The organism is Novosphingobium sp. 17-62-19, assembly GCF_002256775.1.
Classification (GTDB): domain Bacteria; phylum Pseudomonadota; class Alphaproteobacteria; order Sphingomonadales; family Sphingomonadaceae; genus Novosphingobium.
Genome location: NZ_NCII01000089.1, coordinates 1 through 25,940 on the forward strand (window position 1 = coordinate 1; position 25,940 = coordinate 25,940).

Annotated in this window: 31 protein-coding genes and 1 tRNA gene; 18 read left to right on the forward strand and 14 right to left on the reverse strand. The window is 60.3% G+C overall.

Annotation, left to right across the window (positions count from 1 at the left end):
- The 3 genes from gshB to B7X90_RS14705 form a co-directional block, all read left to right on the forward strand.
- On the forward strand, nucleotides 1-649 hold a 649-nt coding region (gshB, locus tag B7X90_RS14695), incomplete at its 5' end, for a glutathione synthase (protein ID WP_292625632.1).
- A 145-nt stretch (nucleotides 650-794) separates the two neighbouring features.
- Nucleotides 795-1,397, forward strand: coding sequence for a DedA family protein (locus B7X90_RS14700; RefSeq protein WP_292625635.1), 603 nt, complete (start codon nucleotides 795-797; stop codon nucleotides 1,395-1,397).
- 93 nt (nucleotides 1,398-1,490) lie between these two features.
- Nucleotides 1,491-1,724: a hypothetical protein gene (locus B7X90_RS14705; RefSeq protein WP_292625637.1), complete on the forward strand. Its 234-nt coding sequence runs from the start codon at nucleotides 1,491-1,493 to the stop codon at nucleotides 1,722-1,724.
- A 61-nt stretch (nucleotides 1,725-1,785) separates the two neighbouring features.
- Here the strand turns inward: B7X90_RS14705 and accC are convergent, their stop codons facing one another.
- The 5 genes from accC to B7X90_RS14730 form a co-directional block, all read right to left on the reverse strand.
- The gene (gene accC / locus B7X90_RS14710) at nucleotides 1,786-3,132 is read right to left on the reverse strand and encodes an acetyl-CoA carboxylase biotin carboxylase subunit (RefSeq protein WP_292625639.1); all 1,347 of its coding nucleotides are present in this window, start codon (nucleotides 3,130-3,132) and stop codon (nucleotides 1,786-1,788) included.
- 10 nt (nucleotides 3,133-3,142) lie between these two features.
- Entirely contained in the window at nucleotides 3,143-3,622 is a 480-nt protein-coding gene (accB, locus tag B7X90_RS14715; RefSeq protein ID WP_292625641.1) for an acetyl-CoA carboxylase biotin carboxyl carrier protein, read from the reverse strand.
- A 99-nt stretch (nucleotides 3,623-3,721) separates the two neighbouring features.
- Nucleotides 3,722-4,174 carry a type II 3-dehydroquinate dehydratase gene (gene aroQ, locus B7X90_RS14720; RefSeq protein WP_292625643.1) on the reverse strand — a complete coding sequence of 151 codons (453 nt, stop codon included), beginning with the start codon at nucleotides 4,172-4,174 and terminating at the stop codon, nucleotides 3,722-3,724.
- 66 nt (nucleotides 4,175-4,240) lie between these two features.
- Entirely contained in the window at nucleotides 4,241-4,603 is a 363-nt protein-coding gene (locus B7X90_RS14725; protein WP_292625645.1) for a hypothetical protein, read from the reverse strand.
- A gap of 53 nt (nucleotides 4,604-4,656) precedes the next feature.
- Nucleotides 4,657-5,070 carry a holin family protein gene (locus B7X90_RS14730; protein WP_292625647.1) on the reverse strand — a complete coding sequence of 138 codons (414 nt, stop codon included), beginning with the start codon at nucleotides 5,068-5,070 and terminating at the stop codon, nucleotides 4,657-4,659.
- Nucleotides 5,071-5,393: 323 nt separating this feature from the next.
- On the opposite strand from B7X90_RS14730, the gene B7X90_RS14735 reads away from it, so the two are divergent.
- The 3 genes from B7X90_RS14735 (at nucleotide 5,394) to B7X90_RS14745 (ending at nucleotide 9,024) form a co-directional block, all read left to right on the forward strand.
- Nucleotides 5,394-6,743 (forward strand): integrase family protein, encoded by a 1,350-nt coding sequence (locus tag B7X90_RS14735; protein WP_292625649.1) that lies wholly within the window; start codon nucleotides 5,394-5,396, stop codon nucleotides 6,741-6,743.
- A 484-nt stretch (nucleotides 6,744-7,227) separates the two neighbouring features.
- The gene (locus tag B7X90_RS14740; protein ID WP_292625651.1) at nucleotides 7,228-7,467 is read left to right on the forward strand and encodes a helix-turn-helix domain-containing protein; all 240 of its coding nucleotides are present in this window, start codon (nucleotides 7,228-7,230) and stop codon (nucleotides 7,465-7,467) included.
- Between the two features lie 207 nt (nucleotides 7,468-7,674).
- The gene (locus B7X90_RS14745; RefSeq protein WP_292625653.1) at nucleotides 7,675-9,024 is read left to right on the forward strand and encodes an AAA family ATPase; all 1,350 of its coding nucleotides are present in this window, start codon (nucleotides 7,675-7,677) and stop codon (nucleotides 9,022-9,024) included.
- Nucleotides 9,025-9,175: 151 nt separating this feature from the next.
- On the opposite strand, the gene B7X90_RS14750 is transcribed toward B7X90_RS14745, so the two are convergent.
- Both B7X90_RS14750 and B7X90_RS14755 read right to left on the reverse strand, forming a co-directional pair.
- Nucleotides 9,176-9,595, reverse strand: a complete 420-nt coding sequence (locus B7X90_RS14750; protein ID WP_292625655.1) for a hypothetical protein — start codon at nucleotides 9,593-9,595, stop codon at nucleotides 9,176-9,178.
- Nucleotides 9,596-9,649: 54 nt separating this feature from the next.
- Entirely contained in the window at nucleotides 9,650-10,186 is a 537-nt protein-coding gene (locus B7X90_RS14755; protein WP_292625657.1) for a hypothetical protein, read from the reverse strand.
- 432 nt (nucleotides 10,187-10,618) lie between these two features.
- Here B7X90_RS14755 and B7X90_RS14760 point away from each other — a divergent pair, with 432 nt between their 5' ends.
- The 5 genes from B7X90_RS14760 (at nucleotide 10,619) to B7X90_RS14780 (ending at nucleotide 12,820) form a co-directional block, all read left to right on the forward strand.
- Nucleotides 10,619-11,260: a hypothetical protein gene (locus B7X90_RS14760; RefSeq protein WP_292625659.1), complete on the forward strand. Its 642-nt coding sequence runs from the start codon at nucleotides 10,619-10,621 to the stop codon at nucleotides 11,258-11,260.
- Nucleotides 11,261-11,289: 29 nt separating this feature from the next.
- Nucleotides 11,290-11,775, forward strand: coding sequence for a DUF5681 domain-containing protein (locus tag B7X90_RS14765; RefSeq protein WP_292625661.1), 486 nt, complete (start codon nucleotides 11,290-11,292; stop codon nucleotides 11,773-11,775).
- Nucleotides 11,776-11,860: 85 nt separating this feature from the next.
- On the forward strand, nucleotides 11,861-12,280 hold the full coding sequence (locus B7X90_RS14770; protein ID WP_292625663.1) for a hypothetical protein: 420 nt from the start codon (nucleotides 11,861-11,863) through the stop codon (nucleotides 12,278-12,280).
- Entirely contained in the window at nucleotides 12,270-12,602 is a 333-nt protein-coding gene (locus B7X90_RS14775) for a hypothetical protein (RefSeq protein ID WP_292625665.1), read from the forward strand. The genes B7X90_RS14770 and B7X90_RS14775 overlap by 11 nt, the downstream gene beginning before the upstream one ends.
- Before the next feature lie 35 nt (nucleotides 12,603-12,637).
- Nucleotides 12,638-12,820 (forward strand): hypothetical protein, encoded by a 183-nt coding sequence (locus B7X90_RS14780; protein ID WP_292625667.1) that lies wholly within the window; start codon nucleotides 12,638-12,640, stop codon nucleotides 12,818-12,820.
- Between the two features lie 611 nt (nucleotides 12,821-13,431).
- Here B7X90_RS14780 and B7X90_RS14785 read toward each other — a convergent pair.
- Nucleotides 13,432-13,508: transfer RNA gene (locus B7X90_RS14785), tRNA-Pro, on the reverse strand.
- A 145-nt stretch (nucleotides 13,509-13,653) separates the two neighbouring features.
- Here B7X90_RS14785 and yajC point away from each other — a divergent pair.
- The 3 genes from yajC to secF are packed head-to-tail and all read left to right on the forward strand — an operon-like array spanning nucleotide 13,654 to nucleotide 16,611.
- Complete coding sequence (gene yajC / locus B7X90_RS14790; protein ID WP_292625669.1) at nucleotides 13,654-13,983, forward strand: preprotein translocase subunit YajC; 330 nt, start codon at nucleotides 13,654-13,656, stop codon at nucleotides 13,981-13,983.
- A gap of 27 nt (nucleotides 13,984-14,010) precedes the next feature.
- Nucleotides 14,011-15,618: a protein translocase subunit SecD gene (secD, locus tag B7X90_RS14795; RefSeq protein ID WP_292625670.1), complete on the forward strand. Its 1,608-nt coding sequence runs from the start codon at nucleotides 14,011-14,013 to the stop codon at nucleotides 15,616-15,618.
- A gap of 15 nt (nucleotides 15,619-15,633) precedes the next feature.
- A complete protein-coding gene (gene secF, locus B7X90_RS14800) occupies nucleotides 15,634-16,611 on the forward strand; it encodes a protein translocase subunit SecF (RefSeq protein ID WP_292625671.1) in 978 nt (325 codons plus the stop codon).
- Nucleotides 16,612-16,647: 36 nt separating this feature from the next.
- Here the strand turns inward: secF and B7X90_RS14805 are convergent, their stop codons facing one another.
- Together B7X90_RS14805 and B7X90_RS14810 are read right to left on the reverse strand one after the other, a co-directional pair.
- Nucleotides 16,648-17,835 carry a glycosyltransferase gene (locus B7X90_RS14805; RefSeq protein ID WP_292625672.1) on the reverse strand — a complete coding sequence of 396 codons (1,188 nt, stop codon included), beginning with the start codon at nucleotides 17,833-17,835 and terminating at the stop codon, nucleotides 16,648-16,650.
- A gap of 2 nt (nucleotides 17,836-17,837) precedes the next feature.
- Nucleotides 17,838-18,410, reverse strand: coding sequence for a helix-turn-helix transcriptional regulator (locus tag B7X90_RS14810; protein WP_292625674.1), 573 nt, complete (start codon nucleotides 18,408-18,410; stop codon nucleotides 17,838-17,840).
- Nucleotides 18,411-18,524: 114 nt separating this feature from the next.
- On the opposite strand from B7X90_RS14810, the gene B7X90_RS14815 reads away from it, so the two are divergent.
- Nucleotides 18,525-18,989, forward strand: coding sequence for a DUF6456 domain-containing protein (locus B7X90_RS14815; protein WP_292625685.1), 465 nt, complete (start codon nucleotides 18,525-18,527; stop codon nucleotides 18,987-18,989).
- Nucleotides 18,990-19,080: 91 nt separating this feature from the next.
- Nucleotides 19,081-20,898: a DUF885 family protein gene (locus B7X90_RS14820; RefSeq protein WP_292625676.1), complete on the forward strand. Its 1,818-nt coding sequence runs from the start codon at nucleotides 19,081-19,083 to the stop codon at nucleotides 20,896-20,898.
- 133 nt (nucleotides 20,899-21,031) lie between these two features.
- On the opposite strand, the gene B7X90_RS14825 is transcribed toward B7X90_RS14820, so the two are convergent.
- Nucleotides 21,032-22,867 (reverse strand): ATP-binding cassette domain-containing protein, encoded by a 1,836-nt coding sequence (locus B7X90_RS14825; RefSeq protein WP_292625687.1) that lies wholly within the window; start codon nucleotides 22,865-22,867, stop codon nucleotides 21,032-21,034.
- Nucleotides 22,868-22,894: 27 nt separating this feature from the next.
- Here B7X90_RS14825 and B7X90_RS14830 point away from each other — a divergent pair, with 27 nt between their 5' ends.
- Entirely contained in the window at nucleotides 22,895-23,194 is a 300-nt protein-coding gene (locus B7X90_RS14830; RefSeq protein ID WP_292625677.1) for a PepSY domain-containing protein, read from the forward strand.
- A 162-nt stretch (nucleotides 23,195-23,356) separates the two neighbouring features.
- Here B7X90_RS14830 and rlmJ read toward each other — a convergent pair whose 3' ends face one another.
- Nucleotides 23,357-24,196, reverse strand: coding sequence for a 23S rRNA (adenine(2030)-N(6))-methyltransferase RlmJ (gene rlmJ / locus B7X90_RS14835; RefSeq protein ID WP_292625678.1), 840 nt, complete (start codon nucleotides 24,194-24,196; stop codon nucleotides 23,357-23,359).
- 103 nt (nucleotides 24,197-24,299) lie between these two features.
- Between rlmJ and B7X90_RS14840 the strand changes: the two genes are divergently transcribed.
- The gene (locus tag B7X90_RS14840; protein ID WP_292625680.1) at nucleotides 24,300-24,497 is read left to right on the forward strand and encodes a hypothetical protein; all 198 of its coding nucleotides are present in this window, start codon (nucleotides 24,300-24,302) and stop codon (nucleotides 24,495-24,497) included.
- Nucleotides 24,498-24,502: 5 nt separating this feature from the next.
- Here the strand turns inward: B7X90_RS14840 and B7X90_RS14845 are convergent, their stop codons facing one another.
- Nucleotides 24,503-25,462 carry a hypothetical protein gene (locus B7X90_RS14845; protein WP_292625682.1) on the reverse strand — a complete coding sequence of 320 codons (960 nt, stop codon included), beginning with the start codon at nucleotides 25,460-25,462 and terminating at the stop codon, nucleotides 24,503-24,505.
- Nucleotides 25,459-25,860 carry a site-specific DNA-methyltransferase gene (locus B7X90_RS14850; protein ID WP_292625683.1) on the reverse strand — a complete coding sequence of 134 codons (402 nt, stop codon included), beginning with the start codon at nucleotides 25,858-25,860 and terminating at the stop codon, nucleotides 25,459-25,461. The genes B7X90_RS14845 and B7X90_RS14850 overlap by 4 nt, the downstream gene beginning before the upstream one ends.
- Nucleotides 25,861-25,940: the final 80 nt, after the last annotated feature.

Sequence of the window (25,940 nt, forward strand, 5' to 3'; positions counted from 1 at the left end):
CGCCACGCACCTGCTGGAGCGGATCGAGAGCGAGACGCTGGTGGTGAACAACCCCCGCAGCGTGCGCAATGCGCCGGAAAAGGTGATGGTGCTGGACTACCGGCGCTTCATGCCGCCGACCATCGTCACCCGCTCGGTCGATGAAGTGCGCATGTTCCAGAAGAAGCATGGCGCCATCGTGATCAAGCCGATCCATGGCAATGGCGGCAAGGCGATCTTCCGCGTTTCGGAAGAGGGTGAGAACCTTGGCGCGCTGTTCGAAGTATTCAACCAGACGTGGCCCGAACCGCACATGGTGCAGGCCTTCCTTCCCGAAGTGGCCAAGGGTGACAAGCGCATCGTGCTGGTCGATGGCGAAGTGGCAGGCGCAATCAACCGCAAGCCGGGTGAGGGCGAGTTCCGATCCAACCTCGCCGTTGGTGGCTATGCCGAGAAGACTGAGCTGACGCCGCAGGAGCAGGAAATCTGCGCCGCGCTGGGGCCGGAGTTGAAGCGTCTGGGTCTGATCTTCGTGGGGATCGATGTGATCGGCGGACGCTGGCTGACCGAGATCAACGTGACCTCGCCCACCGGAATCGTGGCTATCGACAAGTTCAATGGCACGGATACGGCGGGGATGATCTGGGACGCGATTGAAGCGCGGATGTGAGCTTTCTCCCCCTCCTCTTCAGAGGAGGGGGCCGGGGGGTGGTGCTTTCCGCTACCCCAACGCTGAATTCCACCACCCCCAACCCCCTCCTCTGAAGAGGAGGGGGCATTGAACCCCCAACGCGGATTTGAGCGTTACCTCCCACATGAACGATTGGATCACCCACCTGATCGAAGGCGGCGGCTATTGGGGCATCGCTTTCCTGATGGTCATCGAAAACGTGTTTCCGCCGATCCCGTCCGAGGTGATCATGGGGCTGGGCGGCATTGCCGTGGCGCGCGGGCGGATGGAGTTCTGGCCGCTGATGCTGGCGGCCACGGTCGGCTCTACGGCTGGTAACTACTGTTGGTATCTGCTTGGCCGCAAGATGGGGTACGAACGATTGCGGCCTTTCGTAAACCGCTTTGGCCGTTGGCTGACGATGGAATGGGAAGACGTGGAAGCGATCGTTGGCTTCTTTCGGCGGCATGGGCAGTGGGTGGTGTTCGCGGTCCGCTTTGCTCCCTTCATGCGCACCATGATCTCGCTGCCTGCGGGGCTTACCCGCATGGGGCACATGCGGTTCTTGCTGTTCACTTTTGCAGGCGCGGCAATATGGAACGCGATTTTGGCGGGTGCCGGATTCTACCTCGGACGCAATTTCGACGAGATCGAACGGTACACCGGGCCAGCGGCGGTGGCCACACTGGCCATCGTGGCAGTGGCATATGCATGGCGCGTGATTACATGGAAGCCGCGTGGAGGATAGGTCCGCACTTGACTAAGTTTGACGACTGGTCATTAGGGTTGCTGACCCGCAAGGCGCGGGTTTTTCAGTTCTATCAAACAAAAGGTACTATCTATGGCAGTGAAGGCCATGTGCATCGTTACACGCAGTGAAGAGGGCCGCGGGGCCTATGCCGTGCGCACCGACAACGACGAGAATGTCTATTTTCCGCTGAGCGTGACCGAAGCGCTCGAACTGGAAGAATTCGACGAAGTTGAGGCCATTTTGGTGAAGAATGACCGGCCAGAACCGGCGTGGCGCGCTATCCGGGCGCGATTGCCGCTGGAAGATGGTGAGAGCCAGGACTGACCTACGACACAAAAAAGCCCCCGCACTGCGGGGGCTTTTCATTTCGTTGCAATGGCAAAAATCAGGCGTCCTCCGCCATCCATTCTTCCAACCACTTGATCGTATAATCGCCGCTGAGGAAATCCGGCTGGTTCAGCAGGCGCTGGTGCAGTGGGATCGAGGTTTTGGGGCCTTCGATCACCATTTCCGATAGCGCACGCTTCAACCGCATGATGCAGCCTTCACGGGTGCGGCCATATACGATCAACTTGGCGATCATCGAATCGTAGTACGGCGGGATTTTGTACCCGGCATAAAGTCCCGAATCGACGCGCACATGCATACCGCCTGCCGCGTGATAGCTCTTCACCAGACCGGGCGAAGGCGCGAACGTGAACGGGTCTTCCGCGTTGATGCGGCACTCGATCGCGTGGCCTTTGAACTCGATCTCTTCCTGTTTGACCGAAAGCGGCTTGCCATCGGCAATGCGGATCTGTTCGCGCACAAGATCGACGCCGGTGATCGCTTCGGTAACGGGATGCTCCACCTGCAGGCGGGTGTTCATCTCGATGAAGTAGAACTCACCGTTTTCCCACAGGAACTCGATAGTGCCCGCGCCGCGATAGCCCATGTCGGCCATGGCCTTGGCCACGATCCCACCCATGCGGTCGCGCTCGGCAGCGGAAATGACCGGCGATGGCGCTTCTTCAAGCACCTTCTGATGGCGGCGCTGCAATGAACAGTCCCGCTCACCCAGATGGATCGCGTTGCCATTACCATCGCCAAATATCTGGAATTCGATGTGGCGCGGGTTGCCGAGATACTTTTCGATATAGACGGTGGCATCGCCAAACGCGGCCTTGGCCTCGCTCCCGGCCTGCTGGATCAGCGTTTCCAGTTCGTCCGGCCCGTTGCAGACCTTCATGCCGCGACCACCGCCGCCTGACGCGGCCTTGATGATCACGGGGTAGCCTGCCGCCTCGGCAATCGCCTTGGCTTCGGTCAGATCGGAAACCGCGCCGTCAGAACCGGGGACCAGCGGCAGGCCGAGCGCACCGGCAGTGCGCTTGGCCTCGATCTTGTCACCCATCGTGCGGATATGTTCGGGCTTCGGGCCGATCCACGTGATGTCGTGCGCTTCGACGATTTCTGCGAACTTGGCGTTTTCCGAAAGGAACCCGTAGCCCGGGTGGATCGCATCGGCGTGGGTGATTTCCGCTGCCGAGATAATCGCCGCGACGTTGAGGTAGCTGTCCTTGGCGGCAGGCGGGCCGATGCACACCGCATGGTCTGCGAGCCGCACATGCATGGCATCGGCATCGGCGGTGGAGTGCACCGCGACCGTCTCAATGCCCATTTCATGCGCCGCGCGATGGATGCGCAGCGCGATTTCGCCGCGATTGGCGATCAGCAGACGTTTGATGGCCATCAGCGGGCCTTCACGCGATCACAACCAGCGGCTGGTCGAATTCGACCGGCTGCGCGTTTTCGACGAGGATGGCCTGAACCACACCGGCAGCAGGCGCGGTGATCGGGTTCATCACTTTCATTGCCTCGATGATGAGCAGGGTTTCACCCGCCTTCACCGTTTGACCGACCGAAACGAAATTCGGCGCGCTGGGCTCAGCAGCAAGATAGCAAGTGCCAACCATCGGCGATTTGACGGCATTGGCGTTGACTTCGGTCGGAGCAGGCGCAGCCGCAGCGACTGGCGCAGCCGCCGCAACCGGTGCAGGTGCAGCAACCGCCACCTGGGCGACTGGGGCTGCGGTCAACTGGCGTGCAACGCGGATCTTGCGTTCGCCATCTTCAACTTCGATTTCGGACAGGCCGGTTTCTGCAAGAAGCTCAGCCAGTTCGCGCACCAGCTTGCTGTCGATTGCCATGTTGTCGGCTTTGTCGCCGCGTTCGTGACCCATTGGTATTTCCTCGCGGGGTATGAATTCAGGCCCGCGCCATGCCCGCAAGGCGGCGGGCTGGCAAGGGGGAGCAGGCCTGCAAGGTGGAAAACGCGCCTCTTAAAGGCGGGAAACTGCGTCCAAAGCGACCAGATAGCTGTTCGCGCCGAAACCGCAGACTGTGCCGAGCGCGGCCATCCCGACATAGGATTCATGCCGAAACGCCTCGCGCTTGTGCGGGTTGGACAGGTGAACTTCGATCACCGGCACCTTGATCGACTTGATTGCGTCGTGAACCGCGACCGAGGTGTGCGTATAGGCGCCAGCGTTTAGCAGCACCGCCTTCACGCCCTCGGCCTGTGCTTCGTGCAGCCAGTCGACAAGGTGGCCTTCGTGGTTGGATTGGCGCATGTCGATCTCAAGGCCCAGTTCACGGCCCCGGTCTTCCAGCATCCCAGCGATGTCATCCAGCGTTTGCGACCCATAGATTTCCGGCTCGCGCAGGCCCAGAAGATTGAGATTTGGCCCGTTCAGCACATAGATCGTCGCGATGGACGTGGCAGGCTCACTCATGGCATTTCCCCGATAGCATGATCGGGCGCCGTGATAGCCATTGCCAAAGCTTGTGCAAGTCTGCGACTAGCCTTCGGGCGCAATCGGCGGCGGCGGGGGGACGCCGTCCTGGCTTTCGCCCATGTCAAAGTCGGACCCGTTGTCGAAGTCTTCGCCACCGTCATCGAAGGTCGGTTCACCACCAGCATCCGGTGGCGGGGCGGAATTGGGGTCCGCGGCAAGACTGATTGCCTGACGCGAGCGCTTGTCGGCCGCTTCGACCTTCTTTTCCATTTCGCTCAGGCGGGCGTCGAGTTTTTCATCGGACGCGTTGTTGCCACACGCTGCGAGCGCAAGCGAAAGCAAAACGAGAGCGGGGGCGGTGCGCAGGCGCCGCCCGCCGCAGCTACTGCCCGAAGGCGATTCTGTTTGAGCGGATCGGTTGATCATTGTTCTCATGTAGCAAAGGGAGGTTACCGAAAACTAACCAAACCGCAACGCGCTTACCGATCACTGCCCTTGGCCTTGCCCCACTGCCGCGCCGCCGTGTAGCCGAGGTATCCGGTGCCGAACAGGGCGTAGAGCGGCTCTGGTAACCCGCCCAGATAGCCATTAATGCCCGCTGCGATGCCCTTGGCCGCTTCAGGGCGGAAGGCTGCGATCAGGCCCATCGGCAGCGACCAAAGAATCATGATGTACATGACATAGAGAAAGCCGGGCCGCGCGCGGCTGGTCCACGGATCGGCGGAATTTGCCTCTGCCACGATGGCAGACATGCGCGTGCGGATCTGCTCAAGCTCCTGCGTGCCTTCGAGCTTCAACAGTTCGAGCTTTGCCTTGTCGCGCGCTTCCTTGTCGGGGATGACTTTGTCGATGATCGCCGAAATCGGGGAAATCAGTGCTTCGAGTATGCCCATGATGTGCGTCCTTTCCAGTTGGAAGACGCGGGCTTACGTAACCATATCGGTTCGTGTAGGAAAATACTTTCCAGCAAAAAGGCCCGAAGCGCCAATGCGCCGGGCCTTTTGAGCGATTTCTATATTTGGTCGGGACGAGAGGATTCGAACCTCCGACCCCCACACCCCCAGTGTTCAGGAGCCTTACTTTACGTCACTTTGCGTGGTTTGGCGTGCCTTTATAATTGTGTAAAAACAACACGTTGAATGTCCTTGCGGGATGTATGGTGATTGCCGTAACTTTACGCGCATTGCTTATGACATGCTTATGAGGACTTCCGACCGTGCCAAATCCGACCCGCAAGAACCCGCCTGTTAAACTCACCAAGGGTTATGTCGACCGCGTGAAGCCCGGTCCAAAGGATGAGTTCCATTGGGACACCGAGGTTAAAGGGTTCGGGCTTCGCATCACGCCTACCGGCAAAATTACGTTCATCGTGCAGGGGCGGGTCGAGGGTAGCAGCGCGCCACCTGCCCGTATCACCATCGGTGCCTACGGGGTGTTCACCGTCGATCAGGCGCGGGACGTGGCGCGCGAACACCTGCGCACCATGCGCATGGGCGGCGACCCCCGCGCTATCAAGAAACAGGACGAGGCGATGAAGGTGACGCTGCGCGATGTGGCGAATGCGTATTTCGACCGTCCGGGTCAACCGCTCCGCGAAAGCACCAAGGCGGAAATGAACCGGCATATCGACAAGGTGTTCGCCAAGTGGGCGGGCAAGCCCATTGCGTCCATTACGATTGAAGACTGCCGCCAACGTCACCGGGAAATGTGCGAAAGCGGTATCGACGGTCGCCCAGCGCCCGGACAAGCGCAAATCTCGCTCGTTACCCTTCGGACTCTCATCAATTTCGCCAACCGCCGTTACCCGCGTGCAGACGGGTCGCCGCTCATTCCAGTGAATCCGGTGAAGGCGATGGCGCAGGACGATTGGAAGACCTTTGAACCGCGCACCCGCCATGTCGAACTGCATAACATCGGCAAGGCTTGGTATGCGCTGGACGAAATGCGGCTGGCACCGAAGAACACCGATGCGCTTGCAGCCATAGATTTCGCGCGCTTTCTATTCCTGACCGGCGCCCGCAAGACCGAAGCCGGTTCGCTCACTTGGGATCGGGTTCACTTCGACGACAACCCCGCCAATTGCTGGTGGCACCTCCGCGAGGAGGACACGAAGACCGGCAACGCTATCTGGCTGCCGCTTTCCACGCAGGCGGTCGCGTTGCTCAAAGAGCGCCGTAGGCTGGCAGATGAAGCGAAGAAGCTGGGGAAGGGGGATAGCCCGTTCGTGTTCCCGTCGCGGGCGAAGTGCGGTTACGTCGCTGATCCCCGTGCGCCGTTTGAGCGGGTCCGCAAGGCGCTGGGCATGGACGGTCTGTCAGCCCACGACATGCGCCGCACCTATATCACGGTCGGCTTCTCAGCCTGCGACGTCGAGTATTTCAAGTGTGAGTTGCTGACGAACCATGTGCCCGAGGGCATCACGGCGCGGCACTATCTGCAAACCTCCCGCCTGCAATATCTCTATCCTGAGACTCAGCGCATCAGCGACCATATCGAACGCGAAGGAGCGATTGCACGGGCGAAGGCGACCGGCGGAAACGTGGTGGCGCTGCCTCAGCGAGCGTGATGCACGGCGGGGAGCGCACAGCCGAGCGCACAGGGGCGGCACCAGCGCGCCGCCGGGTTAGGGACGGCAGCGCGGCGATCGCGCCCCACGCGGCCCCACAGCGAAGGTCGGCCAAGCCAGCCAAAATCGCACAATCAGGCAAAATCGGTCGAAGCTGGCGATATGCCAATCGCCCCCTGATCGGTTTACGAAACAAAAATCTGTCGGCCTGATCTTTGCCGACCGCCGCGATCCCGGTTCGGGACAGCGCCCCAGCAAATACCGCTTGCAGGACCTAAAGCGCGCCGCGTAAAACACCCCTTGTCCCCGCTATGTGGGGCCGCGCCGCACTGGGGCGCGCACTCGAGGAAAATTCCAGAGACGAAGCCGGATATGCGGGAGGGCGGCCTCACCCCTCTTAGTCCCCCGGACTCAGGCCCAACGCTCGTCAGGCCGTAGTGACCATCTCGAACAAACGACGGCTTCTCTCTTCGGAGTGAATGCTATGACCACAACGGTCGATTTGGACGACCTGCTCAGCAACGAGCAGACTGCCGCTATCCTTGGCGTGAAGCCGAACACCCTCGAAATTTGGCGATGCAAGGGCAAAGGCCCCGCGTTCCTGAAACTGGGCGATCACCCCTCGTCGCCCATTCGCTATCAGCGTTCGCGCGTGATGGCGTGGCTCAATGCGCGCACCTTCGCCAGCACCAGCGCCTACAGCGCCGCAGCCAGAACAGCATGACCGTCATGAATAGCGGCAGGGAGCCACCCCTGCCGCCGAAAGGTATCAACGTGAACAGCAGCATTGTAACCGAAAGCGGCCGAAGGTCGCAAACATCAACATGCCCCGAACTTTTTGCAAAATACTTTGCTTCGCGTAAAAATTTGCCGAGATCAGAAGGCGATACGCGAAAATCCTTGCATACCCCCACCGGCGGGGAGGCGCGTCATGGTTGACCTCACCAATGTCTGGAAGCCGCCTGTTGATGCCAACGGTCATATTGATTGGACCAAGGTTGATGAGACGCTTCCGCCGCGCGACCCCGAACTTGGTTTCCATCTCAACTGGAAGGAGAAGGTTGAGTGGGAACAGGCCCGCGTGAAGCTGATGGAGCAAAATGCGCGTGCTGAAGAGGCGAAAACAAAGCGTGAGCGAATGAGACGTGGGCTTCCAGCGGACGCATCCGATGCTCCCCGCGAACTTGTCTTTCGGTCGCTGGGTGGGGTGCAGATGCACGCCATCGAATGGCTTTGGACCGGGTGGATTCCGAAGGGATACATCACGCTGATGGCGGGCGAGACGGGTGCAGGCAAGTCAACCATCTTGGGTGACGTAACGTCGCGGGTGACCACAGGTGCTCCGTGGCCGGGTGAATACGACTGCCCGAACGCATGGCGGAAGCCCGAACGGGTGCTGTGGCTGGGCAGTGAGGACAGCATTGAGGAAATGACGGTGCCAAGGCTCACCGCGTGCGGTGCCAACCTAGCGAACGTGGTGGAGATTCAGGGTGTCATGCAGGAGGGCAAGCGCAACACCTTCTCCATGCAGGACGATTTGGAGGCGGTGAGCAAGGGCTTGGCGGAGGCGCGCGATATGGGCAACCCGTTCGCCATGCTCGTCATTGACCCGGTGACCAGCTACCTGCCGGGGCAGAAGCTGCGGAGGGTCGATCTCAATGACGCTGGGCAGCTCCGCACGGTCTTGGAACCGTGGCTGATCCTCGCGCAGACTTACAACATCGCCATTATCTGCGTGACGCACTTTGCGAAGGACACAAACCGTTCAATGCTTCACCGCGTTCTCGGCTCCAGCGCGTTTGTTCAGACATGCCGAAGCCTGTGCGCCGTGATGGAGCAGCTCCGCACGGAAGAAGAAGAGCCGGACCCGCACGCCAAGGTGTTCATGCAGGTGAAGATGAACCTGCCTGAGCATCCCGGTGGCGCGTGGAAATTCCATACCGAGCGTGTCGAGGTTGGCGTTGACCACAGAAATGGCAAACCGATCTACGCCACCCGCCCGGCATGGGACGAACTGGACGCGGGGCTGACCCCGAACAGCACCGTGGGCAAATCGCGCGGACCCAAGAGTCAGTTTGAAGGGGTCTTCGCAATGTGGTTTCAGGGGTTCTACGCGATCTACCCTAACCACGACTGGCTTCCCATCAGCACGGTGAAACAGGTCGCCTTGCAGGAGAAGGTCGTCTCAGCAAGCTGGTGGGACAAGCACAGCGCTGACCACATGCAGAAGGAGAACATCAAAGGCACTTGGATGTGCCGACCAAAGGTTAGCCCGGCATAGACAGTGGTAGGGTGGGGAAAGTGGGGGGTGTGGTTACAATGTGGGGAAACTGGGTGAAGTGCTAGCAACTCCTCACTTTACCACTGCCCCCACTTTCCCCACTTCACCCAGTTTACCGGGTTCCCCCATGCGCATGTGCGCCCGCGTGTGGTCACTTCGGGAAGAGCAGCGGCTGCAATTGGTCGTCAATGATCTGGATGGCGGCGATCACGCCACCAACTTCGGGAAGCGGCACCTCCGTAGGCGTATTGTATCGGAAGTAATGTTTGAGATGCGGCAGGCGTAGCAGGTCGGCAATCTCGCGCAGGTTCTCCACGGCCGATTGGAAGCCATGCTTTTCGGCTTCGTCCAGCGCCGAGATGAGGTCATGCCCTATGGCGTGCAATGCCTTGTGGCTGCCGTCACCGCTGTGGTGAACATACGCCGCCTTGAGATACAACTCCAGGCCGATGCAGACGAGGTAATAGATTGAGATTGAATACGTCCCGTTGAACGCGAATTTGTCAGGGTCCGGCTTTTCCTCGTCAATGGCGCGCTGGACAGCGGCGTTGTGCAGCAGGATGCTGGACATGGCGTGCGCTCTGCCAGCCTCGAACAGCCCTTGGGCAACTTCATTGCTCATATTTCACCCATTGATCGTGATGAGAATGGCTTCCTCGGGAACGCCGAACTTGACCGACAGGCCGTGCTTCGCCTCTGCGATCGTCAATCCGTCGCGCATGGTTGCGGGGGGCGTTGCATCCGGCATTGGAATGTCCTCCTCAACCTCTGGCATCGGACGCCAGTCCAAGCTGTCCACATCAATGCCGCGCTCATGCAGCGCACTGGTATCAGTGTAACGGGTTGGGTTGCGGTCGTGCGTCCAAAAGTCTTTCTCCGACACCAGCGCGTATTCGCTGATCTGGACGAGATAACGCTTTCGCCCGTTCCGCTCGTCAACTTTTAGCAGTCCGGACACCTTGCCAACTAGGAACGCTTCGCCGTGCGCTTCGGTGCGCGGTCCGCATTCCTCGTCATAGGCACGGTCGCTGTTCCGCGTGCAGACGACATAACGCACGTCGCGCATACTGGTTGGGCTGAGAACCCAAGATTGGGTCCCGCCGTGATATAGGATCGTTTCGACGGTCTTGGCGGTGAAGACGATAAGGGCATTGTTGGACATGGCGATTCTCCTTCTGGAGCAATCTATCGAATAGATTCGTGATAGAGTCAACATAGATTCTATATACACTGCTGCGTGATCACCACATGCTGCCCGCAGCGCCGGGGGTGGGGGGCGCGAAAGCCGCACCGTCGCCGCTACAGGGGCACCCCATGCGCGCCGCGCCCCAGCGTGCCCCGCAGCGCACCGCCTGCATGTGGTCATCACCCGCAAATTGTCGGCGCGCACATAAGCTATGTTCAGTTCGTGCTACTCTGAACTGAACTAAGTCATTGTAATAACAAAATAATCACTTGCAGGACTTAAAGCGGCTTCGTTACGCATAAGCCTACCGTAACTTATCAGCCGAAAGTGTAGTTCGATATGGCCGATGAAATTCAAGACGCAGACACTCGCGTCACTCCCTCATTTCACGCACAGACTGTCCGGTCGATGCCGGAATACGATGATGATACTGCCAGCATTCTTGCCGGGACCGAAGCGGTATTCACAGAAGCCTATATTGCTGTCGGGCGCGTCCATGATGCGCGGGAAGCGGGCAAGACCAACCCGGCATGGACGGAAGCCGCCGCCCTCATTGAAACGCAGAACTTCGCGGACAAGCTGACCACGAGCCTTGCCAAGCGGTTCGACAGCGCCAGCGCGAACCTGACCCGCGTGATAGCGGGGCTTGAGAGCGACCTGTCCCAGCCGCTTGAGGGCAGGGGTGTTGGCGCGATGGCGGGTGAGATTCGCTCCTACGTCCACAGCCTGCCGGAAGGGCAGCGGATGGGGTTCATCCAGAAGGCAATCGAAGCTGGCGACGAACGCACGGTGGGCGCGGTGCTTGGCGGGGTTCCCTACCTGTCCGGCATCACCCCGGAAATGGCGACCATGCTGCTCCGCCTGTATCACGAAAATACGAACCCGCGTGCCGCCAAGCAATTGCGAGCGGCGAAAGCCGGTCTCGAACTGATCGGGGAACGCGGCGGATTGCTCTTTGCGGAGATGGAAAAGGCGGTCGGGGCGAAGCAAGCAAAAGTGCAAAAACTTCGTGCAGCAAAGGCGGCGGCTGAAAAGTCGTTCGTCGTCTGATCCTTGTTCTAAACAATCCGAGGCATCCGATGACCGAACAGATTGCACCGCCTTGGGGAACGGATTGGAAGCCCACCCCGCAACCCATTCCATCCGAGCCGCGTGGTCCGGGCAACCCCGCATGGCAACCGGGCGTGAGCGGCAACCCTCGCGGGCGTCCGCCGGGGCGACCAGACCGGCGCTTGCTGGCCACGCAACAGATGCTCGACGAAATGCGGAACATCGTTGCCGTGCTGGTCGGTCGCGCCTTGGAGGGCGACACGAACGCGGCCAGCATCGTTCTTGCGAAGTGCCTGCCCAGCATCAAGGCACAGGCCGAGAAGGTGAACTTCGAGTTCGATGCCACCGCACCGATCAGCGATCAGGTCGCCCAGGTGTTGGATGCGGTCGCCGCCGGTGCCGTGGCGCCCGATGTGGGCAGGCTCATTATCGACAGCATCAAATCGCTCGCGGACGTGCGCGCCAGCGAGGAGCTGGAGGCGCGGATCGCCGCCCTTGAGGAGAAGCAAGGGTGAGCGCGCAAACAGCAAAATGGGCGTCGTTTGCAAAAAGGCCGAGAGCGAACGGCGTTGCTCAAAATCCCATCGTAGGGGCACCGACATGAGAATTCAGACAACCCGCAATGTGGTCATCACAGAGCAGCCCGAACCGGATGACGTGCTTGTGCGCGTATCGTTGATGGTGCCCGGTGACGAACCCGGCACGCGCTCAGTGCGGCACCTGCCATACCAGCCCGTCAGCGAATATCAGGAAGCGGTCGATTGGGCGGTCGGGATGGCAGACAGCATGGCCTATCCCATCCATGTCGTGCCGCTCAGCCATAACGACATCTTCCGCACGAAGCGCTGGGACCCGTTCCGCGAGTTTATCGCTGGCATGAACGATCAGGAGCGGGGCGAACTGCGCCACATGATTGTGACCACAGCGGCAGAGGTCATGCGCGACTCCGACGACCCGGAAATTCGCGCGGACATGTTCCACGTCCTGCGCCAACTAAAGGTGATCCGTCATGAAAGCTGACATATCGCTGGCGGAGCGCCGCCGCATGGAGCGAGACCAGTGGGCAGAGATTCGCGCTGCACTGGCACCCCGTCACTTCGCTGCGATGATGGAGGAGCAGGCAATCACTGCCTACTGGTTCGCCCATGCCCTTGAAGCTGGACCGCGCATCCGCGCTATCTTGGCGCGCATGGGTTGCGATGCAGTGCCGGTGTCAGCGCCTGTGGTCACTCCCGAACCTGAGCGCGTAGCACCGCTTGAACCCGTGCCGGAACCGCTGCCCGTTCGTGCCGGTGCGCCGGACCTACCCTTTGACCTGCGCCAGCGCCTCGGACTGCAATAACCACAATGGCGGGCATCCGAGCATTGCAGAAGCGCATGGCGAAGCTGGAGGATGCAGGGAAGCCGCGCCCGTCGCCCATCGCGGTCTGGTATGGTTCGTTTGACGCATGGGTTGAGCGCGAGGTGCTGCCGGGGGTTGAGAGCGGGGTGCTGGCCGCTGAAGACATGATTGAGGTTGTCACTGCCCTTCGCGGTTGGGAGGCGCTGTATGCTCGCTGACGGTGAACCCGCGTGGCTGGTAGCATGGCGCGAGCGGGACCATCAGCCGCAACCGTCGCCAGCGCCCAAGCCCGCGCCGCAAAGGCGCTCAACGGCAGGCGGTCCCCTCGTGCCGCTCCGTATGCGCGGGCAAGCTGCCGCCATTGGTATCATCGAGCCGGACCCTTGGCCGTTTGACGGATGCAAGCGCCGGGAGCCGGTGACGGACGAGGACCATCCCGGCATTGTGGTCAGGAGGGTAGGCTGGCACCGCTGCCTCAAGTGCCGCCGCCCATTTTTCTCGGAAGACGTTCTGCGCCTACGGCTGTGCAGCGGCGCACAGGGATGCAGGGGCGACGAAGACAGGTTCAGATAGCGCGGGGGTTCCACTTGCTCACCGCGCCGGGGTTAAGGACACCGACCCCCGTGCCATAACATCGGGTCCAGCAGCGGGGACGGGTTCTTCTCCCGCCTGACGCTGCCAGCGCCCTGCACCTAGCGGTGTGGGGCGCTGCTATGAGGGGCGGCGACTCTGCGCGGCAGCTTATGGTCTGCTTATCGGTGCCATAAGCAACGCAAAACGGGTGGCTTTCGCCACCCGCTTAACTTGTTGTTTTTGCTTGGAAATCCATTGGTCGGGACGAGAGGATTCGAACCTCCGACCCCCACACCCCCAGTGTGATGCGCTACCAGGCTGCGCTACGTCCCGACCGGAAGCGCGCCTATAGGCGTTGATTGCCTTGCTACCACCAACCTGCTAACCGCGCCGGTCAAAGCAACCGAGGCTGGATTTTGCGGGAAAACCGCAACCTGCACGGTTGTAATCCTGCCGATGCGCTCCCAGAAACGGACCTATGATGCTTAGCACTCTTTCTGCCGCCGCCGCCAATGCCGGCCAGCCCCCCGCATGGATGAGCTTTCTGCCGCTTGTGGCCATGGGCTTCATCTTCTGGTTCCTGATCCTGCGTCCGCAGATGCGTCAGCAAAAGGAGCACAAGGCCAAGATCGCCGCGATGAAGAAGGGCGACATAGTCGTTACCGCAGGCGGTCTGATCGGCAAGGTGATCAAGCTTGATGATCACTACGCAGAGCTTGAACTTGGCCCCAACGTGAAGGTCAAGGCAGTGCGCGCCACCATTGGCGACATCGTGCCGCCCACGGGTTCTGCACCGGCCAACGACTGATATTCCTTACCTGAAAGCTGCCTGCCCATGCTCGATTTTCCGCGATGGAAAGTGATATGGCTCTGGTTTGTGACGCTGGTCTGCGTCGTGGCCGCGATCCCTTCGCTCACGTCCACCATGGGCCTTGGCTGGCCTTCCGCATTGCCCGAACCCAAGATCAACCTGGGGCTCGATCTTGCGGGTGGCAGCCACATCCTGCTCGAAGCTGATCCTTCGCAGGTGCGCCAGCAGCGCATCGAGGGCATGGAGGAATCGGTCCGCAACAAGCTGAAGCAGGACGGTAACAAGATCCGCATCAGCGACATTTCAAACCGTGATGGCGCGCTGACGTTCATCGTCGCCAACCCCACGCAGATCGACGCCACGCGCGAAGCGATCCTGCCGCTGACCAACGGGGCAGGGCTGACCGGCCAGCGCGATTGGGACATCAACGTTGTCGATGGCAACCGTTTCGTGCTCAAGCCGACCGAGGCGGGCGTGAATCAGGCCGTGACGCAGGCGATGGACACGGCGGTGGAAGTGGTGCGCAAGCGTATCGATGCGCTGGGCACCAAGGAGCCGACGATCATCCGCTCCGGCCCCACGCGCATCGTCGTGCAGGTGCCGGGTTTGCAAGATCCGCAGGCGCTAAAGAACCTGCTGGGCCAGACCGCCAAGCTCGAATTCAAGCTGGTTGATACCACTGCGTTGCCATCTGACGTGGCGCAGGGCATCGCGCCTCCGGGTAGCGAGATTGTGCCATTCTCCAGTCCTGCCGCTGGTGGCGGTGTGCCGTCTATTGCTGTCAAACGCCTCGGCGGCATTCGCGGCGATCAGCTGACCAACGCGCAGCAGACCAACAACCAGCAGACCAACGAGCCTGTCGTCAACATCACCTTCAATACCGAAGGTGGTGCGAAGTTCGCCAAGCTGACCACGCAGAACACTGGCAAGCAGTTCGCGATCATTCTTGATGGCAAGGTGCTGTCCGCACCGACCATCAATGAGCCGATCCTAGGCGGCAGTGCGGTAATCTCGGGCAGCTTCACCACAGAAAGCGCCAATGCGCTGGCAATCTCGCTGCGTTCGGGCGCGCTGCCGGTTGACCTGAAGGTTGTGGAAGAGCGCACCGTCGGGCCAGACCTTGGCGCGGATTCGATCCGCAAGGGCATGATCGCAATGGGCGTCGGCACGCTGGCGCTCGCGGTGTTCATCCTTGTGACGTACGGCCGTTTCGGCGTCTATGCGAACCTCGCGGTGTTTATCAACGTGATCATGATCCTTGGCATCATGGGCATCATCGGCACCACGCTGACCCTGCCCGGTATCGCCGGTTTCGTGCTGACCATCGGCGCGGCGGTGGACGCCAACGTGCTTATCAACGAACGTATCCGCGAAGAGCGCCATCGCGGGCGCAAGGTCATGCAGGCGGTGGAATTGGGCTACAAGGAAGCTAGCCGAGCAATCTTCGATGCCAATATCACCAACGTCATCGCTGCCGTGCTGATGTTCGCCTTCGGCTCGGGGCCGGTAAAGGGCTTTGCCGTCGTGCTGATGATCGGTATCGCCACCTCGGTGTTCACCGCCGTCACGCTCACCCGGTTGTGGGTGGCGCAGTGGTTGCGCCGCGCTCGTCCCACCGAAATCGCCCTGTAAGAGGAGGCAGACACCATGAAACTCCTCAAACTCGTGCCCGACAACACCAACATCCACTTCCTCAAGTGGCGCGTGCCGTTCTACGTCGTCAGCATCATCCTGATGGCGGCGTCGCTTGGGTTGGTGGCGACCAAGGGCCTCAATCTCGGCGTCGATTTCATCGGCGGCCAGATGATCCGCGTGACCTTTGAGCAAAGCGCAGAGGCACCCGTGGTCGAACTGCGTGAACAGGTCGCCAAGCTTGGCTATGGCGAACCGGTGATCCAGCGTTTCGGCAAGCCGAACGAAATCTCGATCCGCATGAAGCTGCCCGAAGGCGCAGATGGCGATGCTGCACTGTCTGACAAGATGGCACGCACGATCACGGCAGACATCAAGAAAAACCACGCAGATGCGCGGATCGATGGCGTCGATTCGGTTTCGGGCAAGGTTTCGAAGGAACTGGGCTGGGACGCGTTCAAGGCTCTCGGTTTCGCCTCGCTTGCAGTCGCTGCCTACATCTGGCTGCGCTTTGAATGGCAATTCGGCGTCGGCGCCCTGTTCGCGCTGGTCCATGACGTGACGCTGACGCTGGGCCTGTTCGCGCTGACAGGGATGGAGTTCGATCTCAACATCGTGGCTGCCCTGCTCACGCTGATCGGCTATTCGCTGAACGATACCATCGTCGTCTATGACCGCATACGCGAGAACATGAAGAAGTTCCGCAAGATGCCGATGCCCGAACTGCTCGATCTTTCGGTGAACGAGACGCTGGCCCGTACTATCGTCACGTCGCTGTCGATGCTGATTACGCTGCTGGCGCTGCTGCTGCTTGGACCCGATGTGATCTTCGGCTTTACCGCCGCCATCACGCTCGGCATTTTCGTCGGCACCTACAGCTCGGTCTACATGGCCGCGCCGATCCTGATCTGGCTGAAGGTCAATCCCAACAGCTTCGTACCCACGGAATCGGCGATGGATCGTCAGGAGCGATTGGCGCGCGAGCGGGCCTAACCTGTCAAACTATCGCGTGAAATGCGGCGGGGAAGCTCAGCGCTTCTCCGCCGCTTTCGCATAGATTTCCGCCAGCGCCGCAGCGTTGGCATCCCAGCTGAACCGCTCAGCATTTGCTGCTACTGCTTCCTGACTGGGCGGATTGGCGAGCAATTCTGCGACGCCCTGCGCAATGGACTCCGGCGTACGCTCCACAATCCGGCCTGCGCTGTCGTTCTGCACCACTTCACGCGCACCGCCCACATCGGGGATCACAACCGGTGTCCCGCAAGCCAGCGCCTCGATCCAGGCATTGGCAAGGCCCTCGCGCTCTGAAGGCAGCACCATCACATCGGCCGCGCTGAGCAGGTGGGGCAAAAGGTCATGGTCAACTGCACCGATGATCTGCACGCGGTCTTCAAGGTCGAGTTCGGTGACCAGTGCCCGCAGCGCCGCTTCTTCGGTGCCGCTGCCCGCGATCACCAGTCGGACATCTTCGGGCAAATGCTTCAGCGCACGGATTGCCAGCGACTGCCCTTTGACGCGCACCAACGCGCCAACGCTGAGCAACATGCGCCCCACCGACCAGACATGCAGGGAAGGGATCGCCGAAATAAGCTGACGGGCGCTGGCGCGGCCGAGCGGCCTGAACCGCTCCCTGTCCAGTCCGGTATAATGAACGCTGATCTTGCTGTCTTCCATGCCCATTCCAACCATATCTCTGGCCAACGCGCGCGATACGGCCAGCAAGGTTGTGGCCTGTTGTGCGGCCCCCAGAATCTGGAGCTTGGCCAATCGCCGTTCACCCCAGAGATGAATGTCCGAACCCCGTGCCTTGATTGCGAGAGGCAGGCCCAACTTTGCGGCGATCTTTGCCGCTGCCGGTCCATCGGGGTAGAAAAACTGCGCGTCAACCATGTCGAACGGACACGCTTCGTGCAATTTCTGCGCCAGTGGCAAAACTGCGCGCGCGATCAGATGCGGGTTCACCGGCCCCGAAAGACCTGGGAGCAGCAGAAAGCGCGGGTGATGTACGGTCACCGCGCCTTGTTGTTCCACGTCTGGAATCTGTTCAAGAGCAGCATAGCGCTGCATCGGCACGGGCGGCTTGCCGATGGGGTTCACCACCGTGACTTCCCAATCGCCCCGCGATGCCAAGGCCTCCATCTGGCGCGCTACGAAACGCCCAAAGCCGCTGCGGCCCGGCGCGGGATAGAGCGTTGAAATTGAAAGCAGGCGTTTCAACGTCAAAGCTTGCGTACGAGCATTTCAGCAAGGCCAAGCCACACCGGGCGGTCGATCACCACCTGCCGCTGGCCGGGGCCGGGCGGCAGGATCGCCACGCGCCCGTCGCGCTGGTCGATCAACCGACCAAAGGCAAAGCGTCCGCCGGGGCGGGGGGCCAGAACATCGCGGTTAAAGGCTCGCGCAAAGTCCTCAGGTTCAATCTGCCGCAGCCAAACCTGATCGCCCGCGCGATATTCGCCTGCGCTGTCATCCACTGCCATTGCCATCAGTCGCGCCGATCCATCCAGGGCCACCGGCAGGATCGCGTCCATCGGCTTGGCCAGTGCCTCAGCACCTTGTGCGCCAAAGCGCGCTACCAGCCGCGCCGGGCTTTCCTCGTCCGCCTTGACCAGCAATTGCGGATCGACACCCAGCGCCGCACCAATGCGGTTCATCCACGTCAGCGACAGGCTGCGCATACCTGTTTCCAGCCGCCCGATGGTTTGCGCCGTGGTTGGTGGATCGCAGCGTGCCGCCACATCGGCCAGCGTCATGCTCTTTTGCCGACGGATGTCGCGAATTCGGTTGATCATTTTTGAGCCCGTTTAACCACTGCGGTGTTTTTTCGCTTTCCTACAAAGCAGGGGGCAAGGCAAGTCCTTTGCGTGTTTCACTGTTGTTCCAGAAGGAGACCGCCTTTGGCCCGTATGCTCGCAACCCGCGAACTGACACCGGAAGGCCCGCGCCGTAGCGCGACATGTGGCCCGCGCACCCGCTCGGTCACCGTAAACCTCGCCGAATCGCCGCTCACCTGGCTTCACGCGCGCGGCCACCTGACTGACCGTCAATTCGATGCCGGAGAGCGCCTGCGTGCCGATTTTGAACGCGCGCAACTCTCACCCTCGATCACGATGCGCTGGGACGCTGTGCGGATCAGCAGCACCGGGGATCGCGGCCTCAACGCCAGCGAACGCCAACTCGCCGCCCGTCAGCGTTTTGATGCGGCCGTTGCCGAAGCAGGCAAGGGCCTGTCTGACATTCTGTGGCGCGTGGTCTGCGCGGGTGAGGGGCTGCCCGCAGCGGAAAAGACGCTTGATTGGCCTGCCCGAAGCGGCAAGCTGGTGCTGCGCATTGCGCTGGATCGGGTTGCGGATCATTATCGCATGGTCTGACGATAAGTATCTTTTGCAACAAAAGGGCTTTGAACCCGTCTCCGGCTGTGGCACCGCACAGGCAACTTTCTGATTCCCGGAGAAGATGTTCATGACTGTCCGCTTCAGCCGCCGTTCTTTTGTTGCCTCGGCCAGTATCGCCACGGCGCTGGCCGCCAGCCCGCGTTTTGCCTTTGCTGCCGCAACCGGAGAGGACGCGCGGCTGGACGCGCTGTTTACCCGCATTTTCAACGACCAGATGATGCTTTCGCCGACGTACGCAACCTCGCTCGGGCTGGACAAAGGCGCGATGGCTGGCCTGCGGTCGAAGCTGGGCGACAACAGCGCAGCGGGTCGCGCGGCCTCCATCGCGCAGACCCGTGGCGCGCTGGCAGACCTCGCCAAGATTGACGGCAAGGCGCTTTCGGCCCCGATGAAGGTCAACCTCGACGTGGTGCGCTATCAGCTTGAGCGCCGCCTTGATGGCCCGCGTGTGGGAGTGGACAGCCCGCAATCGCCCTATCGCATCACGCAGCGTTCCTGCGCAGCGTTCAGCGTGCCTGATTTCCTCGATTCCACTCACCCGATGGAGAACGCCGAGGACGCCGAGGCCTATCTCGCGCGTCTTGCTGGGCTGCGGACTCAGATCGACAACGACATCACCGAGCAGCGCGAACAGGCCTCGCGCGGCCTGCTTGCGCCTGCATGGTCGCTCGACCTTGCGCTGATGCAGTTGCGCAAGCTGCGCGCGCCTGCGCCGGGCGAATCCTCGATGGTTCAGTCCATCGTCCGCCGCACCGCCAAGAAGGGTATCGCGGGCAATTGGCAGGCTCGCACCGAAGCTATCGTGCGCGATGCGATCTACCCCGCAATCGACCGACAGATTGCGCTGCTCGAACAGCTCAAGCCCACCAGTGCTGCGGGTGACGGCGCATGGCGCATTCCGCGTGGTGACGAGATCTATGCCGCCGCGCTGATGCAGGCGACCACCACCAACTACACCCCCGATGAAGTCCACAAGATCGGCCTTGAACAGGTGGCCGAGCTCACCGCCCAACTCGACACGGTGCTGAAAGCCGCAGGTTATACCAAGGGCACCGTGGGCGAACGGCTGGCCGCGCTCAACACCCTGCCCGAACAGCTCTATGCCGCCACGCCAGAGGGCAAGGCCGAATTGATCGCTAGCCTGAACGCGGGCGTGCAAAAGATGAACGCCTTGCTGCCCAAGGCCTTCGCCACGCTGCCCGAACAACCGCTCGACATTCGCGCCGTGCCGGTGGAAATTCAGGACGGTGCCGCCAACGGCTATTACTATTCCGCCTCGCTCGATGGCAGCCGCCCGGCGATCTACTGGATAAACCTCAAGGAAGTGTCCGACTGGCCGAAGTACACGTTGCCTTCGCTCACCTACCACGAAGGCACGCCGGGCCATCACTTGCAGATCAGCCTTGCGCAGAAGTCTGAAAGCATCCCGCTGATCCGCAAGACTGGCGGCTTCTCGGCCTATTCCGAAGGCTGGGCGCTCTATTCGGAACAAGTAGCAGACGAACTTGGCGCCTATGACGGCATCGAAAAGGCGGGCTACCTCCAGTCCTTCCTGTTCCGCGCCACACGCCTCGTCGTTGACACGGGCCTGCACACCAAGCGCTGGAGCCGCGAGAAAGCGACCGACTACATGGTCGCCACCACCGGCTTCACCCGCCCGCGCACCTTGCGTGAAGTGGAGCGCTATTGCACCTCGATCGGGCAGGCTTGCAGCTACAAGATCGGCCACATCGCCTGGCTGCGGGCACGCGAAAAGGCGCAGAAGACATTGGGTGACAAGTTCGACATCAAGCAGTTCCATGAGGTGTTGCTTGACGGCGCAATGCCGCTATCGATCCTGGAAAAGCGCATCGATGAGCGGACGGCTGCTGCGTTGAAGGCGTAACCTAGCCACCAAGAAGTTGGACCAAAACCGTGCGCCCCCGTGAAGGCGGGGGCCTCAGGGTTCTAACGCAACATCGGCCTAAACGGCCTGAGGCCCCCGCCTGCGCGGGGGCGCACTGCGTTTTGGTGAGGGTCTACCCCTCAACCATCTCCGCCAGTTCCAGCCAGCGCTCTTCCGCTGCGTCCTTCTCGCCACGCACTTTTTCAAGCGCTGCCATCACGGCATCGAATTTCTTCGGGTCTTTGGCGTAAAGATCCGGGTCAGCCAATTGCGCTTCACCCCGCGCAATTTGCGCGTCCAACTCTTCGATGCGCCCCGGCAACAAATCGTAGTCGCGCTGGTCTTTGTAAGACAGCTTGCCCTTCTTTGCAGGCATCGGAGGAGGGGGCGCAGCCGCCGCAGCTTTGTCCCCACCAGCCTTCGCCACCGGCTTGCCGCCCAACCGGGCCTTGCGCATCTTCTCCCAGTCGGCATAGCCGCCCGCGACGATGTCCACGCGGCCTGATCCATCCATGCCCAGCGTGATCGTCACCGTCTTGTCCAGAAAGTCTCGGTCATGGCTGACGATCAGCACGGTGCCGTCATAGTCCGAAATCACTTCCTGCAGCAGGTCGAGCGTTTCGAGATCAAGGTCGTTGGTCGGCTCGTCCAGCACCAGCAGGTTGGAAAACCGCGCAAATTCCCGCGCCAGCAACAGGCGTGACCGCTCCCCGCCCGAAAGCGTGCCCACGCGCGCTTCGACGAGGTTTGGATCGAACAGGAAGTCCTTGAGATAGCCGTGGATATGCTTGCGCACCCCACGCACGTCGATCCAGTCGCTGCCATCGGCCAGCACATCGCGCACGCGCTTTTCGGGCGACATGAGGCTGCGCTGCTGGTCTATGAACACGGCTTGCAAGGTATTGGCCAGCGTGATCGTGCCGCTGTCCGGCTCCAGTTCCCCGGTCAGCAGCTTCAGCAGTGTGGTCTTGCCCGCGCCGTTCGATCCCACCACGCCGATGCGGTCCTTGCGCGTTATGCGCAGGGTGAAGTCCTTGACAATCTCTCTGCTTCCCCCCGCTCGTCCTGAGCCTGTCGAAGGACCGTCGCTGCTCTGCGGTGCTTCGACAAGCTCAGCACGAGCGGTTTCGGGGAAGGATTTGCAGACCTTGTCGGCAACGATCACCGCCTTGCTCTTGGCATCATCGCTGGATAGCGCCAGCTTGGCCGTACCTTGGGGCGTCAGCATCGCGGCGCGCTGTTCGCGCATTTCATAGAGCTTTTCGAGCCGCCCCATGTTGCGCTTGCGCCGCGCGGTGACGCCACGTTCCAGCCAGTGGGCCTCGATCTTCAGCTTGGCATCCAGCTTGTCGGCCGCGCGCGCTTCCTCGGCATAGGCCTGTTCCATCCACGCTTCGTATCCGCCAAAGCCGATTTCCTTGCGGCGCAGCGATCCGCGATCCAGCCACAGCGTCGCCTTGGTCAGCCGTTCGAGGAAGGTGCGGTCATGGCTGATCACCACAAACGCCCCGCGATAGCGCGTCAGCCAGTCTTCCAGCCAGTCGATGGCGGCAAGATCAAGGTGGTTGGTCGGCTCGTCCAGCAGCAGCAGATCCGGCTCGCTCGCCAGCGCCCGCGCCAAGGCCGCCCGCCGCCGCTCCCCGCCGCTGGCGCTGTCGGCCTTGCGCGAAAGATCGATGCCAAGCTGGCCCGCAATCGCCTCAACCTCGTGCTGCGGCGGCGCATCCTTGCCCGAAAGCGCAAAGTCCATCAGCGTGTCGAAGCCGGTGAAGAACGGGTCTTGCTCCAGCGTCACGATCCGCGTCCCCGGCTGGATCGATCGCGTGCCCTTGTCGGCATCCACCTGTCCGCCCAGCAGCTTGAGCAGCGTGGTTTTTCCAGCACCATTACGCCCGATCAGCGCGAGCCTGTCGCGCTGCTGGATATGGATGTCGAGGTCCTGAAAGAGCCAACCATTGCCCTGGATCAGGCCAAGGCCTTCCCAGCTGCCCCCATCATGAACCGACTGACTGCCCTTATCGCTGCCACGCTCGCCGTTCTGCCTGTTGCATCGCCTGCACAGCAACAGCGCCCCAGTGAACAGAACGAAGCCCGCCGCGATCTGCGCGCGGGCAACGTGCGCTCCCTGCGCGATATTGAACGCCGCGTGCTGCCGACCAAGCCCGGAATGCAATACCTCGGCCCGGAATACGATCCCTCCGCGATGGTTTACCGCCTGAAGTTCATCCGCGATGGCCGCGTGGTGTTCGTCGATGTGGATGCGCGCACGGGGCAGGTGATGGGCGAGAGCCGCTAACGCCAAGTCCAACAGACATAACGCCACCAAACACCCCGTCACCCCGGGCTTGACCCGGAGTCCCGCTTTTCTTCGAGCCTTGCGAACGATCTGAAGGAAAACAACAAAGCGGGATCCCGGATCAAGTCCGGGATGACGGTTATGGAATAGAAGTCAGTTCCATCACGCCAGCCATTCGCCCGTAATCGTCCCCCGATGCCCCTCCGGCGCCAGCGCCGCGCGCAGCGCTTCGAGCAGCGGCGGCAGACCTTGCGTAAAGGCATAGGGCGGGTTCACGAAAAACAGCCCCGCGCCGTTATAGATACCGGGCTGATCGCTGTCGTACAGCCAATGCTCCACATTCAGCATCTTCGGAATGCCCAGACGGCCTAGCTGATCCTTCCACCGCACATGCGTGTGCCGGTCTTTCAGCGGATACCAGATCACCGTCACCCCATGCGCCCACTTGCGGTGCGCAGCGGCAAGCGTGGCCGTGATCCGCGCGCGTTCGTCGGTCTGCTCATAGGGCGGGTCGACCACCACCACGCCGCGCGGAGTCCGCGTCGGCAGCATCGCCAGCCACAGCTCGTAGGCGTCCCGCTCATGCACCGCAGCCCCCGAATTGCGAATCGCGTCGCGCATCGCGCCGCGCAAGGCATAGGCGTCCTCGGGATGCTTCTCGTTCAGGATCAGCAAGTCCTGCGGGCGCAGCAATTGCGCCAAAAACCGTGGCGATCCGGGATAAAGCTGCGGCTCATCTCCCACATTCACCGCCCGCACCGCAGCGCGATAATCGTCCAGCAAGGGGTTCGCATCAGCAAAGGCCCGCAGCACGCCCTGCGTGGCTTCACCAGTGCGCCCGGCCTCATCGCCATGCAGGTCGTAAAGCCCGCACCCTGCATGAGTATCAATCAGCGTCAGCGCGCTGTCCTTGATCTGCAAGGCCCGCACGAGCGCGATCAGCAGACTGTGCTTCACGACATCGGCGCTGTTTCCGGCGTGGAAGGAATGGCGATAATTCATTGTGATTCAAAGTCCTGACGACTTGCCTTTATATGATCTGTTGGACGCGGAATCTGAGCGCGAGTCGATTGAAGTGACCAATCCGGTGCCCGTATAGAGTTGCGTGGAAACCTTCAAAACACTTCTGCGCGCAGGCAATGTCGAACGTCGAGTGCTGCCGGCCAAGCCGGGAATGCAGTACGTCGGACCGGAATACGATCAGTCGGAAATGGTTTACCCCATGGGGTTTATCCGCGATGGTCGGGTGGTGTTTGTGGGTGTGGAAGCGCGAACGGGGCAGGCCATGGGGGAGAACAGGTGAATGGTTCAGTTGCCTTCAGACGCAGGATCTTCAGCCTTAACTTCTACCTCCACCTCATCTTTCGCGTTTTCGAAAAAAGGCCAGATATCGTCAAAAAACAGATGATCGATGGTTTTTATGTAGTCCTTCAGGATCAAGTCTGTTTTCATGTTCGGTCGAATGTCACAATAATAAACGCCATCCAGAGGGTTAAGTTTGATTGTGAATCCTTTGAAATGTCCCGGAAGGAAGGTTGAGCTTATACCGTATTTTTGTGGGCTGGACGTAGCCTTGCGCTGCACATCGTTCAGAAATATTGCAATATGCGGCAAAGAAGTTTCTGTCAGTTTGCTATAGAGAAACTTATCCATGAATATCTTATCGATACGATCCTTGGACGAAGTTTTGACAGAGCCGATGACTTTTAAATCGCCATCTTTCTTGATCAAGAGATCGTGCTGATCGTTCATACGAAAAGCTACGTCCCCAGCGATCTTTACAGGAACTTGAATCGTGCCGCTGACGCAATCAATATTCAAACGTTGAAAGATCAGTTGGATTAGGCGCTCAAATAGGTCACCATTCACCTTTCTTGCTTTATTTGATTGGCCGGATGGTAAACCATCTAGCGCTGCACCAATGCTCTGTTGAAGCGTGTAAATTACGCGGAGAAGATTCTCTCTATCACCAATCGGATTGCACGACGGATCTCTTAACCTTTGCAGTGTTTCACAAAAGGTCTTGTGACGGTCCTGTGCTGTGGTCGTATCATAAATAAGACTCGTATTTATCGGTCTGGTGACGTTATAAAATCCATCTTCCTTGTATTGATAAAAGAAATAATTAATTTCATTCTGTGATATAATGGTTGCTTGTACGCCGTTGTCTTTGAAATCCAAATATCGCTCGGCGAACTCGATGTAGTATTCGATTTTGACAAAATTCATCTTGTCTGCTGCACGTTCTGCAATGTCTTTGATGGTCATCGAATTTTTTCCCGTCGCATCATATTTTCTCGATCAAATTTTATCCAGTATGACGGTGAGTTGTAGCTTACATTTCTGATGCGCTCGATTGCCCATTCATTGTATTCCGCGCTGATGTCACACGCGAGCCAGCGGCGGTTCAATTGCTGAGCCACGGTAATTGTTGTACCGGATCCTGAAAATGGATCTAATACTACCGCACCTTCGTCTGAAGATGCCAGCATTATCCTTCTGACAAGTTCTTCCGGCTTTTGGGTAGGGTGGGGTGTAGTCTCACCGGACCCATTGCAGGTTGTTGGAATGTTCATAACATCTTTTGGCTTGGCTCCATCGGGATGTGGTGTCCAAATATCTTTTCTGACTTTCCCTTGTCCGTACTGGCTAAGGCCTGTGGACATTTAGGGGATTCCCTTTTTCTGCGAGATCGGATTCAAGACTGGCGAAGGGAGAGCTGGTTTGGATCGACACGGATTGAGCG